Raw genomic sequence first — 16,483 nt, 5'->3', positions numbered from 1 at the left:
ATTTAGGAATGATGGAAAACAAAATGAAATCAGTCCTTTATTGAAACTTGACTTAAGAAATCAACAATTTAATTGAGTCTAAAAGTGGGCAGTAGGGAATTTTTATAGCCTTTTTGAAGAGTTATTGAACCCTACACAAAATCTATCTATTATGCCTACATGAATACTAAACTTAATATCCTCTTAGTCGAAGACGATCTCCTCTCAAGACTCAGCTTAAAGAGCCGCTTAGAGCTCTCACACAAGGTCACCGAAGCGGAAAAAGCTTCGGATGCCCTGGCATTTTTGGATGTCCGATCATTTGACTTGGCCTTTGTTGATCTGGACCTGGAAACTAAGCTGGCCGGCTTTGAAATTATCAAAAAGTTAAAAAGCAAAAATATTCACACGATCGTTTTAAGTGGAAGAGAAGAAGAGAGTATCATTGAAGAGGCTTACCTCTTAGGTTGTCGCGATTTTCTATCCAAGCCATTTACTAAGCAAGCTATTGAGTCTGTTCTTTCAAAATATAAAAATTCACAATCAGATCTTTTAGGGAAATTAAAGAATACATTGATGACAAATGACCCGGAGACTGAGGCACAGTTAAAGCTTATTGAACAAGCGGTTTACGGAGAGCATCCGGTTCTCATTACCGGAGAGACAGGAACGGGAAAAACGTTTCTGGCGAAATACATTCATGAGCTGGTAGGAAGTGAAAAACCTTTTATTCATTTAAACTGTTCAGAAATTTCAGAAAGCTTGATTGAGTCAGAGCTTTTTGGACATGAAAAAGGTGCCTTTACAGGTGCGATTAAAACGAAAAAAGGATTGATGGAACTGGCCGATGGGGGGATTTTATTCCTCGACGAGATTGCCACTCTTCCTCTGAACCTACAAAAAAAATTACTTAAGGCAATTGAAGAAAAAACTTTTTATCCGGTTGGTTCGGAAAGGCCGGTAAAAAGTCATTTCAGGTTAATTAGTGCCACTTGCGAAGACCTGAAAACGAAAGTGAAAAATGGTGAGTTTCGCGAAGACTTCCTTTTCCGCTTAGAAGGCTTCAACATCATGCTTAAGCCTCTTAGAGAGAGAAAGAATGACCTGGGGAATTTAGTTACTCACTTTTTAAAACAGAATAAGAGAAGGATTGTTCTTTCAGCTGAGGCCAAAGAAGAACTGTTCAGTCACTCATGGCCGGGCAATGTGCGTGAACTGCAGAAAGTGATTGAAATTTTACGAAGTAGCGATAAAGGGATCATTGAAAAAGCAGACCTTGTGGGCCTTTTGACAAAGGCATCAGGTGCAGTAAAAGAAAAGATTGATATCGCTGCGGTTAAGGAAATGGGGTTGGCCAATTTCCTGGAAAAATTAGAGGCCGAAATCGTAGAAAAGGTGCTGGCCGAAAACAATGATAGAGTGAGAAAGACTTTGGGAGACCTGAAGCTTTCTAATAATTCATTTTATAGAATTATGACAAATATCAAAACTCAAGGAGGGGCCCGTGTCCAATCTTGATGAATCAAAGGCCGTTCTCTCTCACGATATTAACTCAACATTGTCCTCACTTTTAAGTGCGCTGGAATTAATGAGCGATGAGTGGAAAAAGAACCCTGAATTAGTTGATAAAATCCTTCCACTAACAGAACAGAAACTTTCTTTGCTAAAAGAGCAGTTAATCCTTTACCGAAACACAAAGAACTAAATTTCCATCTATTAAATATTCAAATCGCAGTTAAACTGGATTCATCCAATACTCAATGGGAGGATTTCTTGAGACTAGCTGTGATTTTCGCTTTGGCATTATCAATCCATATCTTATATGCCCAAGACCAAAAAGTGGTTCAAGAAAAATCATTCGTTGAGAAAATGCGCCCGACTTTAATGAAAGTTCTGGGAGAAGAGTGGACTGTTAAGTTAATCGGTGCCGATAAATTTATTCCAAAAGACGAAGTGCCAATGCCTGCAATCCCAAAGATCGTGGACGATGCTCGTTCGACTGCTGTTTACAACAAGAAACAAGATAAAGTTATTTTAAAGCCGGAAGTTGAAGAAAAATTCAACTACGCTTACATTAAAGAACTTTACGAAGCGACCAGACAAGAGAAACCAAACGATGATGAACTTGGAAAATTCCTAAACGTTCTTTCTCAAGGGGGAACACGTGAAGGCGTTTACCGTTCGCTGGTTCTTGATTCAACTTATGCCGGAATGGAAAACTGGGATAAACCAGTTAAAAATGCAACCGCTGATTTTGCGGTTTATTTCTATGATAAATATTTTGGAAAAAAAGTTGTTAAGAAAAGCTTTGAAGGTATGAGTGTCTTTACTTTAAAGAGACTCGTGACTGAAAAGGCTTTAGAGGTAGCCGATGCTTTCGGCGATGACCGCGACGGCTTAGAGAGATGGTATGCCATCATGTCATCAGACTTAGCGACTAGATTCCCACAAATCTGGTCAAACCCACTTCGTAAAAAGACTTCAGCTCTTGAGCACAAAGCATGGGCAGGTAAAGTGCCACTTCAGCATATTAAGTCTGAACTTATCATCAAAATTCACTCAGCGTTTAATTCGATGATGTAGTTATTCCCAAAACGGGTTTTCAATATCAGTCAGGATTTTTAACAAGCGCTCAACTCCCAACGCAATCCCGCTGGAAACCGGGAGACCTCTTTCCATTGCCTGGTAAAGCACTTGCGGCTCAGGAAGCTTATACCCATAAAGCTTTTCTTTTTCTTTTGCCTGGAAATGAAATCTCTCTTTTTGAATTTTTAGATCGCGCAGTTCATTAAAGCAGTTGCACAGCTCAACACCTTTTGAATAGATTTCAAAACGCTCACACACTCTCGGGTCTTCAGGTTTTAAAGTCGACAAAGCACTTAGGTGATTTGGGAACTCATAGAGAAGCAAGTATGGATAGTGAGTCAGATGCGGCTCAATCTTATTTAAGAAAAGCAGGAAATAATAATCATCCCAAGAGAGCTCTTCGCCTTGAACTGGAAGAGGAACATCTTTGAAATTCTTTTCAATCAATTCTTTTAAATCTTTTGTCTCAAGGAAATTCAGGATGTCTACGTTTAGCATATCTAAAAAAAGTTCCTGAATCGTCGCGCGCTCAAACTTTGCCTTTAAAAGCGTTTGATCAACTGGAAGATTTTTTTCGTTAAGCGAGTTGAGAGTGAATTTAAAAAGCTCTTCACAGTCTTCCATGATTTTCGTGTAGTGGGCACCTGTTCTGTACCACTCCAGCATTAAGAACTGCGGGCGGTGGTTGGGAGCATTGGGTTCATCACGAAATGAGTAACCAAGAGTAAAAATATTTTCAAAGCCCAGTGAAAGAAGCTCTTTCATATGGAACTCTGGCGAAGTGTTTAAGTACCACGGGCTTAAAGACTGCGTGCGCGCATGGGCCACCTGAAAAGGGTGGATATGGGTCTCCATTCCCGGGTTTTGCACCATCGGAGGAGGTAAAACGTCCACAAAATTTCTTTGGATAAAAAATTGTCTTATCGCCCAAAGGATTTGAAATTGAGCGGCCAGTTTAACTTTACGCATATTAAGGACTTATATATGACAAATCCTCTGCTATGCAAGTTGAAAAAAAGGGTCTCTTCAATTATCTTGAGCTCTCTTGAATTTTTAATTAAGCACAGGATTTTTAATGGATTGGTTATACGTTGTCGTCGGGCTCTTGGTTATTGTTATTGCCTTTGTCGTTTTTAAGAAAAAACCAAAAACTCCAGAGCTTCCAAAAAAAGAAGAAACTCCAACGCTAACTACGAAAGCCCCGGTTGAAGAAAAAACTCCAGTTGCTCAAACTGAAGCGACTCCAGCACCAACACCAGCGCCAACTCCTGCACCTGCGCCAAAAAAAGAAATCTCATTCAGCGAAAGACTAAAACTTGGTTTAAGCCGCTCGCGCCAGGAAGTCTGGGGAAAACTCTCAGGGCTATTCTCTGGACCAAAACTAGATGACGATGCCATTGAATCAATCGAAGAGCTGCTTTACAGCGCCGACATTGGAACAGCGACTGTTTCTGAGCTGATTGAAGAAGTAAAAAAGAAAACGAAAGAAGGCGAGTTGGATGAAAACAGCTTCAAGACTTTCTTGTTTAATTTCCTGAAAGATAAAATGAAGCCGATTCAGGAAACAGTTGATCACTCACTTTACACATTTAATAAAAACGACTCAGGTAAAACAAAAGTCATTATCGTTGTCGGTGTTAACGGTGCCGGAAAAACAACGACGATTGGAAAGCTTGCGACAAAACTTCGCGCTCAAGGGGCAAGTGTTGTGGTTGGGGCCTGTGATACTTTTAGAGCTGCAGCTGTCGACCAACTACAAGTTTGGTGTGACCGTGCAGGGGCCACGATGATTAGGGCCAAAGAAGGGGCTAACCCATCGGGAGTTGGTTATGACGCTCTTCAAGCAGCTATGAATGTAAATGCTGATTACTGTATTCTCGACACAGCAGGGCGACTTCATACGAAGGAAAACCTGATGGACGAGCTTGCTAAGAGTAAGAACGTTTTAAAGAAACTTGATCCAACTGCTCCTCATCAAATTCTATTGGTGATTGATGCAATCACTGGTCAAAATGCTCTTCGTCAAGCGGAGGAGTTTCATAAGACTCTAGACCTAACTGGCCTGATTTTCACTAAATGCGATGGCTCTTCAAAGGCCGGAAGTGCTGTGACTCTTGTCTCTCAGTTAAAACTTCCAATCGCTTACATTGGCGTAGGGGAAACTGCAGAGGATTTAGATGTCTTCAATGTCGATGACTACTTGAATGCTCTTCTTGGAAACTAAAGCCAAACTCAGGGAAATAAGAGGGTTTTCACTCTTATACGCAAGGCATTTTGTTTGACGAAAATTCCTCTATCGTTTACTCTTAATACAATGAATAACGAAAGAGAAATTCAAGAAGTATTTGAAGTACTAGGCTACAAAATCAAGCTCAAAAAAGATGAGAGACTTGTTGGTGTTAGTCCTAGTGATATTGTCGGATTTGTCAATTCTTCGGCTCAAAATATATTTAAGCAATCACCGCAGTTGGCACCTCACCAGGTGGCAGTCCTGCTTGCACTTCAATTTGCAGGTGAGAAGTTGGCCCTGGAAAAAGAGTACCGCGAAAATATCACTCAACTGCGTTTAACCGCAGTCGATGCCCTTCAGTATATCGAAGAGGTTTCTCCCACAACCCGTTAAGAGTTTATTTGGGAACGAAAACAGAACTTCGATTGGCCCTTAAGCGAAAACTCGGAGTCCTGAATGAGTCAGAGCAACTTAAGTTAAGTCAGAAGTTGTCCTCAAATCTTCACCAGCTCTTAAACGACCTTGGCGTTATTCAAAAAAAATTAGTTATTGGAGTTTATGCTCCCATTGAGCGCGAACCAAAATGGTTCACATCTCTTGATGAGAGTTTTCATAAACTGACGGCTTACCCCGCTTTCGAATCAGGTGCGATGCTTTTTAAAAAGGCAGCCCTCTCTGAGCTTGTTGAAAGTCAGGATTTTGGGGTGACAATCTTTGGGCCCAAAGCAGAGGCTCAGGTTGTAGAACCTCAGGTTCTTTTGATTCCAGGTTTAGGCTTTGGAACAAAGGGCGAAAGGTTGGGCCGTGGGAAAGGGTTTTACGATAAGTATCTCGAGTCGCATCCGGTGATTAAAATCGGAGTCGCTTTTGAGGTGCAGATGGAAAATGACATCCCAACTGAAGCACATGATATAAAAATGGATTTCGTGGTCACTGACCAGGAAGTATATATAACCAATCGATAGAAGCTAGAAGGAGTCTCATATATGAATATTTCGGTAATCTTGGCAGCCGTTCTGTTTGCCGTAATCGGAGCCGTCATTGGCTACGTGGTAAAGAACGCCCAAGTTCAAAAAGATATCAAAGAAAAAGAAGGTAAAGGAAACGACATCATTGAAAAGGCTAAGAAGTCTGCCGATGAAATCAAGTACAAGGCCCGTCAGGAAGCAAAAGAAATCGCACGTGAAGAAAAAGAAAAATCAGACCGTGAGATCAACAACCGTACTAACGAAATTAAAAACCAAGAGCGCGAGCTAGCGAAAAAAGACGCAACTCTTGACCGCAAAATCGAAGAGCATGACAAAGAAGTAAAAGTCCTAAAAGAAAAAGAAATTGCTTTTGAAGTTTCTAAAAAACTTCACGAAGAAGAAGCAACTAAACTTAAAAAGAAACAAGATGAGTTCTCTGACCGCCTTGCTCAGGTGGCTCAAATGACAAAAGAAGAAGCTAAGAGTGAACTACTTCGCGCAATGGAAGAAGAAGCTCGCGTAGACTTCTCTAAAGTTTTAAGAAGAATCGAAGAAGAAACAAAAGAAGAGGCAGAAGCTAAATCAAAAAGAATCGTGGGAATCGCGATTCAAAGATTTGCCGGTGAATACGTTGGTGAAAAAACTATCGGTTCAGTTGAACTTCCAAGTGACGATGTTAAAGGTCGCTTAATTGGTCGCGAAGGACGTAACATCCGCGCGTTCGAACAAATCTGTGGTGTGGATCTTATCATCGACGATACTCCAGAGGTTGTCGTTATCTCTTCTTTCAACGTCGTAAGAAAAGAAATTGCAAGAATGGTTATCCAAAAGCTAATCGCCGATGGACGTATTCACCCAGCTAAAATCGAAGAATTCCATGACAAATCTAAAGCTGAAATGGAAAGACAGTTAAGAGATCTTGGTGAAAAAGCTCAAATGGAAATCGGAGTTCACGGTATCCACCCTGAAATTCTAAAACTTGTCGGAGCTCTTCAATGGAGAACTTCATACACTCAAAACCAATACCAGCACGCTATTGAAGCCGCATTCGTTTGTGGAGCTATGGCCGCTGAACTTGGATTAAACGTAAAACAGGCCAGAAGAGCAGCCCTTCTTCACGATGTAGGTAAAGTTATCGACGCTTCAGCAGAAGGATCTCACGCCGTTGTTGGTGCTGACTTTCTGAAGAAATATGGAGAGTCTCCAGACATCGTTCACGCAGTTCGTGCTCACCACGATGATGAAAAACCAGAATCAGTTCTTGCTCACCTTGTAGCTGCAGCCGATGCTCTATCAGGAGCTCGTCCAGGTGCACGTAAAGCAATGATGGAATCATACGTCTCTCGTCTAACGGACATCGAAGAAATCGTAAACAGCTTCGAAGGTGTTTCGAAGTCATACGCAATCTCTGGTGGACGTGAAGTAAGAGTATTCGTAGAAAACGATCGCGTAACGGATGAGGAAACAGTCATGCTTTCTCGTGACATCGCTAAGAAGATCGAAGAAGAGATGTCTTATCCTGGAACAATTAAGATCACAGTACTAAGAGAAACAAAAGCGGTAGGTATCGCGAAGTAATACATAAAAAATGCAGCCTTTGGGCTGCATTTTTTTTGCCTTGATGTAAGATAGAGATCATGGAGTCGGCGGACAAAACGCAACCGCAGTTGCGTTTTGACAGTGCTTGAAAATGTAAAAAGGGAAACTCACGTATTAGAGTTCCGACGACAGAAGTAAAAAGGTAGTCATGGAAGATAGTATGTATGCTCTTATAACCGGAACCTCATCCGGTCTCGGCTTCGAAATGGCCGAGTTCCTTCTCGAAGAAGGCTACACTGTCATCGGCGTTTCACGCCGAGGCACAGCTATTGATAATCCAAATTTTATCGACATTATCTGCGACATCAAAGACGAAGCTTCAGTTGAAGAAATGTACGAACTCATTGGCAATCACACCAATGAATTGCACATGATCGTTTTAAATGCCGGTATTTTTGAAATGTCTCCATTAGTGGAAACATCAACCAAAGAATTTACAGATCACCTTACAACTAACGTTGTAGGGGCCTTTCATATCCTGAAGCATTCAAGTGACTTCATCGTGGAAGATGAAACTCATATTGTGACAGTGTCTTCGATTGCTTCTAAAAAAGGACTGGCGAATATTTCAGCCTACAGTGCTTCGAAGTTTGCCTTAAATGGAATGATTGAATCTCTAAGAGAAGAGTGGGCGCATCTAGGTGTGCGTTTCTCCACTCTTATGCCTGGAGCGATTGCTACTCCGATTTGGGAAGAAGGCGATATGGATCTACCACGTGATCAAATGATGGGCGTAGATGATTTCATGCATGTTTTCCAGATGGTGACTAGAAGTCCGAGACATGTTCAATTTCCGGAGATTGCTTTTTTACATAAAAAAGGAATCGTAAAATGAAATTGTGGGAAAAGCTTTCAGTAAAGGCAAGGTACTACATCATTTCCTTTACCAATCTTGCTATTTGTTGGGGAATTCTTTATCTTTTAAATCTCGATTTCCTAAATATCATTTTCTTTTTAACGGCCTTCACCTGGCACTTTGCTCTTTTGACTCCCGGGCTTAAAGAGCAGATTTTAACCAGCAATAACAGGTTCTCGTTTCTCGCTGTTGTTGTGAGATCAAATCATTACTTGCAAATGTTCATCAACTTAAAACGTGTTCCGTACGCTTCATCTTTCATCAGAGCTATTTCGCCAGTGATTTTTACGCTGTTGTTATTTATGGTGGGAGGAAAGGGGAATTTGTTTTTTACGCTATTGGGATCGTTTTGTTTTGAAGCTGTTTATCTTTTTTCTAAGAGAAAGCGCGATGAGCTTCCACCTATCCCTTTAGAGCATACAGATGCCCAAGAAACTGCTCCAGAGTCTCAGCACGTAAAAAAGAGCCTCGAATAGTTTCGAAGTCTTCATAATCATCAAATAAATTGCGCGAGAAAGATTTAAAACGTTTAAGGATTAAGTTGTCTGCCCAGCCAATTTGTCTGTATTCAAACATCAAAGCATCAAAGTACAGTTCGAGATATTTCTTTCTTTCATAAAGAAGATAAGTGTCGTCGATATTGCCATCGTCTTCTACGTAGTCTTTATAAATTTTCGCTAGCCATGGAGTTTTCAGCGCACTTCTTCCAAACATGACTGAGTGGCATTTAGTTTCTTTAAAGACTTTTTCAATATCTTCAGCAATCCAGATATCGCCGTTTCCAATAAGTGGAACTTGCACTTCTTCAACGGCTTTTTTGATGTAACTCCAGTCGGCGACACCTTTGTAAAGCTGATCGCGTGTGCGGGCGTGAAGAGTGATGGCCTCAACGCCTTCGTCCTGGATCAATTTAAGAGTGTCCGAGAAATTGCTGTCGTCGCGGTAACCGATGCGCATCTTAACTGTGAAGTGCCCGGTGAAGTTTGAGCGAATGGTTTTTAACACATGTGAAAGTGCTTTGTGATTAGATAATAAATAAGCACCACCAAAGTGCGAGTTTACTTTTTTAGAAGGGCATCCAAGATTTAAATCCAAATGATCCATCTTTAGTGACTCGAGAATATCGACGACATCTTTTGTTTGCGCGCGCTCTGTGGTGAGAATCTGGAATGAGTTTTTCTTTCGCCATTCAGGATTTTTCAGGATGCGCTCGCCGTAGTGTTCGACGATCATTCTCTCAGTCACCTTACCGACAGTTGGAACGCGCAAAAAATCCGTAAAAAGGTGATCCCACTCAGGAAAAGTCTTCATGAGAGCAATGCGATAGGGCTCATCGGTGATGCCTTCCATAGGCGCAAAGAGCAGGGATTTTTTAGGAAACACGTCGAAATTATTCATCGAGCATGTTAGTATCAGGAACCCATTCAAAGGAAAAGATACTTGAAAAAAAATCTCACCGTTTCTATTGCGATTTTTATCAAAGACGTAGAGGCCGAAAGCTTTAAGGTCTGGACCCAAGTGCGCCTTGAAGAGGGGGCCCTTTATGGGAAGCTGGAATTTCCAGGTGGAAAGATCGAAGTAGGCGAAACTCCGGAAGGAGCTTGCAGAAGGGAAGTCCACGAGGAAGTGGATCTGCTTCTTCCTCAGGATGAGAAGCTGGTTCTTTTTAAGTACCAGGACTACTCAGTAGAGCATAAGAATATTTGTTTATTCGTCTTCATTTCAAAATTCCAAGACTTACCGGCCGAAAAAGGGCAGTGGCTCACAATCCCATACAATGAAAAATCAGCTTCTTTACAAGGGAAGATTCCCCCGATAAACCATGTCATTATCGATGATTTAGCTGTATATATAAAAACTCAATTCGAACAGGGCGCGCTTCAGTATTTATGGCAACAGTAGATTTTATTAAAACGATTGCAGACTTCTTCCTTTTATCAGTGGCCTGGTCGCTGATTCTTTTTTCACCAATCGCTTCAACAAAGTTAACTGGTGCAGGACTGATGAAGCTTCTGGCCAACTCGGCCATCGGTGCGCTGGTTATTTCCATGGTCATTCAAGGTGTAACACCGGGTGGGATGGCAACTTTGACTTTTGGATTAAAAGCAATCTCTTTAGTGGCGATGATTTTAATCACCACACTTCATCAAGATGATAAATCACCGCTTATGTGGGGATTGTATGTCGTTCATAGTGCAGTTCTAGCGTACTTGTTGTGCGCACTCGTTAGTTTCAATATTCTTAATTCAGTTTTTATTATTTCAGCGGCGCTATTTCTAGGAGTGATCACTTACTCAATGGTTTTAGGTCACTGGTACTTAGTTGTTCCCAAGCTTTCAGAGCAGCCCCTTAAGGTTGCAGCTGTGATCACTTGGGCTATCCTGTTAGTGAAAATCATCTGGAGTTCTTATTCACTGATGCATAACTACGATTTCTTTGAAGAGCAAACACAGCTTGGAGCGGGGTATGCTTTTAACTGGATGCTTTTAACGATGAGAGTGTCTTTTGGTTATTTAGTGATTCTGGGAATGACATATTTTAATTGGAAACTTTTAAAACTAAGATCAATTCAAAGTTCTACTGGGATTCTCTACGCGATGACGTTTTTCGTTTTCATTGGAGAGCTGGTTTCAACTTATATCTTTTTTAACTACGGGCTTTATATATGATGACTGTTCAATTCACATGTAAACATTGCGGATCAAGCGTTCACGTTTACCCTGAAGCAAGCGCGCACAAAATTCAGTGTGATGTTTGTCAGACAGAGCAGGAAGTGAAATTTGATCACAATCATGAAGAAGGAATTCTAAAAGACTGTCCGTCGTGTGAGAGAAAAGACTTTTACTCGCAAAAAGATTTCAACAGAAAGCTGGGAGTGATTCTCTTCGTTTCTGCGGCCATTATTTCAACAGTACTCCTTTACTTCGGGATTAATCCGCTTTGGTACTTAAGCACTTTCGTGTTCCTGTATGCTTTGGACTTCTTTTTATTTAGAAGGCTGCAGGTCATCGCTATCTGTTATAAATGCCAAACGATCTTCAGGAACGTGAAGAATATTGAGGAAATTCCGGGGTTTAACCATGAAATGAATGATCGCATCATTTATTCTGACCACAACTTCCATGGCAAGCCTCTAGATCATTGATAATAGGTCGCAATTAGACTTCGGGGGCACCTTCCTGTATAATGATTAGATTAGTTTTTGTTTACTCGTTACTAACTTAACCAGGACTTTTCCATAGAACCCCCGCTTGAATATTTAGTCTCTTCCTACGAAATCTTCGCTCTCATCCTTTGTTTTATCGCAGCCGCTTTTTTCTCAGCAGCTGAAGCCGCACTTTTATCTATCGGTGTAGACCGTGCCCGCCAGCTTATTGAAGAAGGTGGAGCTAAAGGTAAAGCTATGGCCTTTATGATCTTAAGGCCATCAGAGCTTCTGGCAACTATCCTTGTAGGAAATAACATCGCCAACATTCTTGCCGGATCGATTACAACATCTATCACGGCAGCTTACACCGGAAGTAGTATCGTTGGTATCGCTCTCGGTTTAACGACAGTTATCATTATTATCTTCGGAGAGATTATCCCGAAGACCATTGGTAGAACACACGCTGAAAAATTCTCAGTCATTGTTATTCGCTCACTGCAAATCTGTTTTTATCTTCTGTACCCGGTGATCAAATCAATCGTTTGGTTTATCGGAACAATTTTAGGAGACAGTGCTGAAGTTACCGGAAGAATGGTCACTAAAGATGATATCGAATTCATGATTTCAAAAGCTGAAAAAGAAAGAACGATGGACTCAAAACAAATCGATCTTCTTTCTTCAATTCTTGAATTCCCAATGATCAAAGTTAAAGACATCATGATTTCTCGAGTGAGAGTTAACTACGCGCAAGTAACATGGAGCTTTGAAGAGATGATGAACTACGTGAGAGAAACTGGAAACTCACGTTACCCGGTTGTTGATGGAGAGCTCGAAAACATCGTTGGATTCCTGCACGTAAAAGACCTGGCCTTTGTTACTGATGAAGAAAAGAAGAACTTTAAAATGGAAAAACTTTTAAAGCCGCCTTTCTTCGTTTACGAACACATGAAGATCCAGTCGGTTTTTGATCACATGAACAGAAAGAAAGTGCACTTGGCATTAGTAAAGGATGAAAACGGAACGGTTGTCGGTATCGTAACTCTGGAAGATATTATCGAAGAGATTTTCGGTGAAATCCATGATGAGCATGATGACGTTGAAGAAATTGAAAAGGGGCTTGAGGAAGCTAACCTGGAGGACGGTATTGTCGTTGCCGGGGATATTTCTTTAAGAGAACTTTATAGTGATTATGACATTAAGATTCCTTTGAATGATAACTATTCAACACTGGCCGGATTTATGCTTGATATGTTGGGGAACACATTCCCTGAACAGGATCAGATCATTGTTTGGGAAGGATTATCGTTTAATTTAGAAATCGTTGAAGAGCACGTAATCAAACAAATACGTATTAAAGACGTCGATGGCGAAAAGCATATTTTCTCTAAGAAAGAGCACGCTGAACTCGTAGAGAAAAACGACATCGAAGCTTCGCTTAATCTGCAAGAAAAAGAGTAGATTTGAATTAGGATTCTCATATGAAAATTCATGATGTAGCGGTAATTGGCGGAGGCTCCGCTGGAGTCATGGCCGTTCTTAGAACAGTTCTAAACAACGATGAATGCCTTTTTTTTCCGGGTTCACCAAAAGATAAAAAGCGTTCTCGCGCTTTTTGGGTGACGAAAGTTGAAAACATGCCGGGACATCTTGAATACAAAAAAGGTATCGACGAACCCAATAAAGAATCTCTCGACTGGCTGGCCGCTGGTCCCTTCAAAGAAAAACTTATCTGGAAAAAGAACACCGGAATTGTCAGCGTCAAAAAAGAGGAAGATGGTCTCTTCACTTTAACTGATAACAAAAATGAAGTGTACCAGGCCCGTTACGTGATCTTATGTACGGGAGTGATGGATGTTCAGCCGACGATTCAAGGATCAATTGAAACGATCTACCCATACGCCAACATTCAGCTGGCAGATTACTGTTTAAGATGTGACGGGCACCACGTGCTTAATAAAAAGATTGCGATCTTTGGGCACAACTCAGGAGCGGCCTGGGTTGGGATCATGTTATATGAGCGCTATCAATGTCCTGAAGTCACTATTCTTACCAATGGAGAGACGCCGAGTTTTGATGAAGAAACAACAGCGCTGATGAAGAGATACAATTTTAAAATTGTCACTGAAGCGATTACTGAAATTAAAGGTGATCCGAAAAATAAAATCCTAAATGGTTTTGTCTGTGGAGATAAAACAGTTGAAGCTGATTACGCTTTCATCGCACTGGGGATGATCGTCTACAATGAACTGGCAAAAATGTTAGGGGCCAATCTTGACCAAAGAGGTTTTGTGGTGACCGATAACAAAGGTAAGTCAAGTGTAGATGGGTTGTATGTCGCAGGGGATTTGAGAGCAAACACGAAAAAACAAATATATACCGCATGGGATGGAGCTGTTGATTCTGCTGATGATATCAATACTTTAATCCGTCGAAAAAAGCGAACTGAAGCCTCACTATTATGACAGATCATATAGAGCAGTATGGGTGTAAAGTATCTCTAAGAAGATAACCAATATGGTTAACTTCCTATGTACTAACACGTCAGCCATGGAGGATGACAGCATGAAAACTTTCAATACTGCAGATATGGTAAATGAGGCGACAAGTGAAATCGAAAAAATTGCGCCAAGAAATTCGCACGTAGAAATCGATGTTAAAGAAGACCCTGCAGGTCACTTTAGCACTAACATTAAACTACAAACTAAAACTAGAACTTACTTCGCTAAAAAGGAAGATACATTTCTCTATCGAAGTTTTTCAAAAGCACTGCGAGCGATTAAAGCGCAAATTCAAAAAAAGCGTGTTAGCCACATGCACTCACAAACGAGCTTGAAAAACACTTAGCTCTTTGAGCATTTAATCAAATTAAAAAAGAAGAGGCCCTGTTTAATACAGGGCCTTTTTTTTGATTCACTATTTTTTATTGACAGTAATTAACTCAACTTGGTTTAATAATATAAATTTATTTATCAAGGGGAAAAAATGAAACACGTCTTATGGGTTTTACTGCTGGTTCTTGTTTCTTCGTGCGCGGGAAAAATTGAAAGTAATATTCCTAAGCCGGGAGCGATAAAGCAGGAAGAAGCTCTGAAGGTAGATGTTTTTTCTCTGACCTATCACAAACAGCTTGGCTCATGCACTTCATTGCCAATCACTCACCGCGTTTTATCTTTTGGCCTCATCCCACTAGCGATGAGTGGGGACGATATTTTTGTTGGTATTTTGGAAGTGTTACTCGATGAACAGACAAAAACATACCAAGCGCTTTACAAAGAATACCCGGGAGCGGGCAATACAGATCAAAATGTTTTCACAATGAATTTAAGCGGAAACTTCGAAGTGATTAAAGCTCAGGACAATAACAGCAATGATAAGTTGATTCTCGAGAACCTGGGTGAAGTAAACCCGACTTTGAAATCAGACCGCGTACGTTTTCTCTTAAAACTTGATTCTGATCTCAATAGAGAAGTGACTCAAGCAGAAGTGATGGGTTACGTTCAACAAAAAGGAACGGCATTAGTAGACGATAATTGTTTACTTTAGAGGGGCGATCTCCACATCGCCAAGCACCTTTGCCCGGCAAGAGAGGCGGACAGTCTTTCCAGGGTAAGAGCCTTTGATGTGTTCAATCGTATCTGTTTCCACCACACCCATAGGGGATAAGTTTTCGATTCCTTTGATAACTTCAATGCGGCATGACCCGCACGAGCCGGCCAGGCAACCATGAGGCAAACTCAGGTTTTGACGATCTAGTTCATCGTATAAGATTTGGCTTAAATTAACTTTGTATTCACGAGGCTTTGAAGGCTCCTTTTCATTGGGAGATTCAGAGGAACCCGGAAGGTGAACTAACACGGTGGGCATATTTATTTTATCCTTCAAAGAATAATATCTTCCCAATTGTAAAACACGATGCAAAATTATCCAACTCAAAAGTGAGGAATGACAATGTTTACTTTCGAAAAACTATACTCAATGGGACACGAAGAAGTGGTATTTTTCTCTGACCCTTCATGCGGCCTAAAAGCTATCGTAGCGATTCACAACACTACTCTTGGACCAGCTCTAGGTGGAACAAGAATGTGGAACTACAAATCAATCGACGACGCTATCGAAGATGCTCTTCGTTTATCTCGCGGTATGACTTACAAAAACTCTATCTCGGGTCTTAACCTTGGTGGTGGTAAAGCGGTTATCATGGGAGATCCTACAAAGGATAAATCTGAAGCGCTATTTAGATCATACGGAAGATTCGTTGAATCACTTAACGGCCGTTACATTACAGCTGAAGACGTTAACACTACTGTTGACGACATGGAATTCATCTTCGCTGAAACAAACAACGTAACTGGTGTTGCTGAAATCAATGGTGGATCGGGTAACCCTTCTCCATGGACAGCTCGCGGTGTATTCCGTGGGATGGAAGCTTCAGCTCTTAAAGTTTTCGGTGACCGTTCACTAAAAGGAAAAGTTGTTGCTCTTCAAGGTGCTGGTTCAGTTGGAACTCACTTAGGAAGACACCTATACGAATCAGGAGCGAAAGTTCTTTTCACAGATATGAACGAAGCAAACATCGCTCGTTTCAAAGAAGCTGTGCCTAACGCTGAATTCGTTGGTCTAAACGACATCTACGACGTGAAGTGTGACATCTACGCTCCATGTGCTCTTGGTGCAACTGTTAACGATCAAACAATCGACAGAATCAAAGCTAAGATCATCTGTGGTGCTGCTAACAACCAACTTGCAGAAAACCGTCACGGCGATATCCTGAAAGAAAAAGGCGTTCTATACGCTCCAGACTACCTGATCAATGCAGGTGGGGTAATGAACGTTTCTATCGAGTTCGAAGGATGGTCAGCTGAGAAGGCAACTAAGATGGTAGACAAGATCTACGATACAACTCTAAAGATCTTCAAGCTTTCTGATGAGCAAAATATTCCGGTGTATAAAGCTACGGATTTAATGGCTGAGCAAAGAATCCAGTCAATCAAGAACATCAGAGGGAAGTACCTAGGAAACCTAAGCCATAGATTCCCAGGACGTAAGTCTCGTTCTCGTTAATTATCAAAATCAATTAGGTCACCAAGCCAAAGCTGTTTGGTGACCTTTTTTTCCTC

20 protein-coding genes are annotated in these 16,483 nt (G+C 41.1%); 17 read left to right on the top strand and 3 right to left on the bottom strand.

Translation table 11 applies throughout. The annotated features are described in order from the left end of the window. Window positions 1-159 precede the first annotated feature (159 nt). The 3 genes from AC6JA8_RS17580 to AC6JA8_RS17570 all read left to right on the top strand — a co-directional run bounded on the left by AC6JA8_RS17580 (window position 160) and on the right by AC6JA8_RS17570 (window position 2,562). Window positions 160-1,497, top strand: coding sequence for a sigma-54-dependent transcriptional regulator (locus tag AC6JA8_RS17580; RefSeq protein WP_497974968.1), 1,338 nt, complete (start codon window positions 160-162; stop codon window positions 1,495-1,497). After that, complete coding sequence (locus AC6JA8_RS17575) at window positions 1,484-1,684, top strand: hypothetical protein (RefSeq protein WP_497974967.1); 201 nt, start codon at window positions 1,484-1,486, stop codon at window positions 1,682-1,684. Before AC6JA8_RS17580 ends, AC6JA8_RS17575 begins: the two co-directional genes overlap by 14 nt. Before the next feature lie 68 nt (window positions 1,685-1,752). Then, window positions 1,753-2,562, top strand: coding sequence for a hypothetical protein (locus AC6JA8_RS17570; RefSeq protein WP_497974966.1), 810 nt, complete (start codon window positions 1,753-1,755; stop codon window positions 2,560-2,562). On the opposite strand, the gene AC6JA8_RS17565 is transcribed toward AC6JA8_RS17570, so the two are convergent. Next, on the bottom strand, window positions 2,563-3,534 hold the full coding sequence (locus AC6JA8_RS17565) for an amino acid--tRNA ligase-related protein (protein ID WP_497974965.1): 972 nt from the start codon (window positions 3,532-3,534) through the stop codon (window positions 2,563-2,565). It abuts the gene before it with no gap. A gap of 106 nt (window positions 3,535-3,640) precedes the next feature. On the opposite strand from AC6JA8_RS17565, the gene ftsY reads away from it, so the two are divergent. From ftsY to AC6JA8_RS17535, 6 genes are all read left to right on the top strand, one after another. After that, window positions 3,641-4,789, top strand: coding sequence for a signal recognition particle-docking protein FtsY (gene ftsY, locus AC6JA8_RS17560; protein ID WP_497974964.1), 1,149 nt, complete (start codon window positions 3,641-3,643; stop codon window positions 4,787-4,789). A 90-nt stretch (window positions 4,790-4,879) separates the two neighbouring features. After that, a complete protein-coding gene (locus AC6JA8_RS17555; RefSeq protein WP_497974963.1) occupies window positions 4,880-5,188 on the top strand; it encodes a hypothetical protein in 309 nt (102 codons plus the stop codon). A gap of 8 nt (window positions 5,189-5,196) precedes the next feature. Then, window positions 5,197-5,760, top strand: coding sequence for a 5-formyltetrahydrofolate cyclo-ligase (locus AC6JA8_RS17550; RefSeq protein WP_497974962.1), 564 nt, complete (start codon window positions 5,197-5,199; stop codon window positions 5,758-5,760). Window positions 5,761-5,781: 21 nt separating this feature from the next. Continuing rightward, a complete protein-coding gene (gene rny / locus AC6JA8_RS17545) occupies window positions 5,782-7,341 on the top strand; it encodes a ribonuclease Y (RefSeq protein ID WP_102245108.1) in 1,560 nt (519 codons plus the stop codon). Window positions 7,342-7,510: 169 nt separating this feature from the next. Beyond that, window positions 7,511-8,197 carry an SDR family NAD(P)-dependent oxidoreductase gene (locus AC6JA8_RS17540; protein ID WP_497974961.1) on the top strand — a complete coding sequence of 229 codons (687 nt, stop codon included), beginning with the start codon at window positions 7,511-7,513 and terminating at the stop codon, window positions 8,195-8,197. Then, on the top strand, window positions 8,194-8,694 hold the full coding sequence (locus tag AC6JA8_RS17535) for a hypothetical protein (protein ID WP_497974960.1): 501 nt from the start codon (window positions 8,194-8,196) through the stop codon (window positions 8,692-8,694). Before AC6JA8_RS17540 ends, AC6JA8_RS17535 begins: the two co-directional genes overlap by 4 nt. Here the strand turns inward: AC6JA8_RS17535 and AC6JA8_RS17530 are convergent. Next, window positions 8,621-9,616 (bottom strand): tRNA dihydrouridine synthase, encoded by a 996-nt coding sequence (locus tag AC6JA8_RS17530; RefSeq protein WP_497974959.1) that lies wholly within the window; start codon window positions 9,614-9,616, stop codon window positions 8,621-8,623. The genes AC6JA8_RS17535 and AC6JA8_RS17530 overlap by 74 nt on opposite strands. A gap of 42 nt (window positions 9,617-9,658) precedes the next feature. Here AC6JA8_RS17530 and AC6JA8_RS17525 point away from each other — a divergent pair, with 42 nt between their 5' ends. From AC6JA8_RS17525 to AC6JA8_RS17495, 7 genes are all read left to right on the top strand, one after another. Continuing rightward, window positions 9,659-10,120 carry an NUDIX hydrolase gene (locus tag AC6JA8_RS17525; protein ID WP_272868931.1) on the top strand — a complete coding sequence of 154 codons (462 nt, stop codon included), beginning with the start codon at window positions 9,659-9,661 and terminating at the stop codon, window positions 10,118-10,120. Beyond that, window positions 10,108-10,887 (top strand): hypothetical protein, encoded by a 780-nt coding sequence (locus tag AC6JA8_RS17520; RefSeq protein ID WP_497974958.1) that lies wholly within the window; start codon window positions 10,108-10,110, stop codon window positions 10,885-10,887. Before AC6JA8_RS17525 ends, AC6JA8_RS17520 begins: the two co-directional genes overlap by 13 nt. After that, window positions 10,884-11,363 (top strand): hypothetical protein, encoded by a 480-nt coding sequence (locus AC6JA8_RS17515; protein ID WP_497974957.1) that lies wholly within the window; start codon window positions 10,884-10,886, stop codon window positions 11,361-11,363. Before AC6JA8_RS17520 ends, AC6JA8_RS17515 begins: the two co-directional genes overlap by 4 nt. Window positions 11,364-11,456: 93 nt before the next feature. Then, a complete protein-coding gene (locus AC6JA8_RS17510) occupies window positions 11,457-12,824 on the top strand; it encodes a hemolysin family protein (protein WP_497976891.1) in 1,368 nt (455 codons plus the stop codon). A gap of 20 nt (window positions 12,825-12,844) precedes the next feature. Beyond that, window positions 12,845-13,828, top strand: a complete 984-nt coding sequence (locus tag AC6JA8_RS17505; RefSeq protein ID WP_497974956.1) for an NAD(P)/FAD-dependent oxidoreductase — start codon at window positions 12,845-12,847, stop codon at window positions 13,826-13,828. Between the two features lie 100 nt (window positions 13,829-13,928). Next, window positions 13,929-14,210, top strand: a complete 282-nt coding sequence (locus AC6JA8_RS17500; RefSeq protein WP_102245100.1) for a hypothetical protein — start codon at window positions 13,929-13,931, stop codon at window positions 14,208-14,210. Between the two features lie 138 nt (window positions 14,211-14,348). After that, on the top strand, window positions 14,349-14,909 hold the full coding sequence (locus AC6JA8_RS17495) for a hypothetical protein (protein ID WP_497974955.1): 561 nt from the start codon (window positions 14,349-14,351) through the stop codon (window positions 14,907-14,909). On the opposite strand, the gene AC6JA8_RS17490 is transcribed toward AC6JA8_RS17495, so the two are convergent. Next, a complete protein-coding gene (locus AC6JA8_RS17490; RefSeq protein WP_102245098.1) occupies window positions 14,901-15,230 on the bottom strand; it encodes a 2Fe-2S iron-sulfur cluster binding domain-containing protein in 330 nt (109 codons plus the stop codon). The two genes, AC6JA8_RS17495 and AC6JA8_RS17490, sit on opposite strands and share 9 nt — an antisense overlap. Before the next feature lie 84 nt (window positions 15,231-15,314). Here AC6JA8_RS17490 and AC6JA8_RS17485 point away from each other — a divergent pair, with 84 nt between their 5' ends. Next, window positions 15,315-16,427, top strand: a complete 1,113-nt coding sequence (locus AC6JA8_RS17485) for a Glu/Leu/Phe/Val family dehydrogenase (RefSeq protein ID WP_497974954.1) — start codon at window positions 15,315-15,317, stop codon at window positions 16,425-16,427. Window positions 16,428-16,483: the final 56 nt, after the last annotated feature.

The organism is Bacteriovorax sp. HI3, assembly GCF_059738875.1.
Note: the sequence above shows the minus strand (reverse complement) of the source record. Positions and strands in the feature narration are given on the sequence as shown.

Coding starts and splice junctions, on each gene's coding strand:
- AC6JA8_RS17580 (WP_497974968.1), top strand. CDS start 160: ATGAATACTAAACTTAATATCCTCTTAGTCGAAGACGATCTCCTCTCA.
- AC6JA8_RS17565 (WP_497974965.1), bottom strand. CDS start 3,534: ATGCGTAAAGTTAAACTGGCCGCTCAATTTCAAATCCTTTGGGCGATA.
- ftsY (WP_497974964.1), top strand. CDS start 3,641: ATGGATTGGTTATACGTTGTCGTCGGGCTCTTGGTTATTGTTATTGCC.
- AC6JA8_RS17555 (WP_497974963.1), top strand. CDS start 4,880: ATGAATAACGAAAGAGAAATTCAAGAAGTATTTGAAGTACTAGGCTAC.
- rny (WP_102245108.1), top strand. CDS start 5,782: ATGAATATTTCGGTAATCTTGGCAGCCGTTCTGTTTGCCGTAATCGGA.
- AC6JA8_RS17540 (WP_497974961.1), top strand. CDS start 7,511: ATGGAAGATAGTATGTATGCTCTTATAACCGGAACCTCATCCGGTCTC.
- AC6JA8_RS17535 (WP_497974960.1), top strand. CDS start 8,194: ATGAAATTGTGGGAAAAGCTTTCAGTAAAGGCAAGGTACTACATCATT.
- AC6JA8_RS17530 (WP_497974959.1), bottom strand. CDS start 9,616: ATGAATAATTTCGACGTGTTTCCTAAAAAATCCCTGCTCTTTGCGCCT.
- AC6JA8_RS17520 (WP_497974958.1), top strand. CDS start 10,108: ATGGCAACAGTAGATTTTATTAAAACGATTGCAGACTTCTTCCTTTTA.
- AC6JA8_RS17515 (WP_497974957.1), top strand. CDS start 10,884: ATGATGACTGTTCAATTCACATGTAAACATTGCGGATCAAGCGTTCAC.
- AC6JA8_RS17505 (WP_497974956.1), top strand. CDS start 12,845: ATGAAAATTCATGATGTAGCGGTAATTGGCGGAGGCTCCGCTGGAGTC.
- AC6JA8_RS17500 (WP_102245100.1), top strand. CDS start 13,929: ATGAAAACTTTCAATACTGCAGATATGGTAAATGAGGCGACAAGTGAA.
- AC6JA8_RS17495 (WP_497974955.1), top strand. CDS start 14,349: ATGAAACACGTCTTATGGGTTTTACTGCTGGTTCTTGTTTCTTCGTGC.
- AC6JA8_RS17490 (WP_102245098.1), bottom strand. CDS start 15,230: ATGCCCACCGTGTTAGTTCACCTTCCGGGTTCCTCTGAATCTCCCAAT.
- AC6JA8_RS17485 (WP_497974954.1), top strand. CDS start 15,315: ATGTTTACTTTCGAAAAACTATACTCAATGGGACACGAAGAAGTGGTA.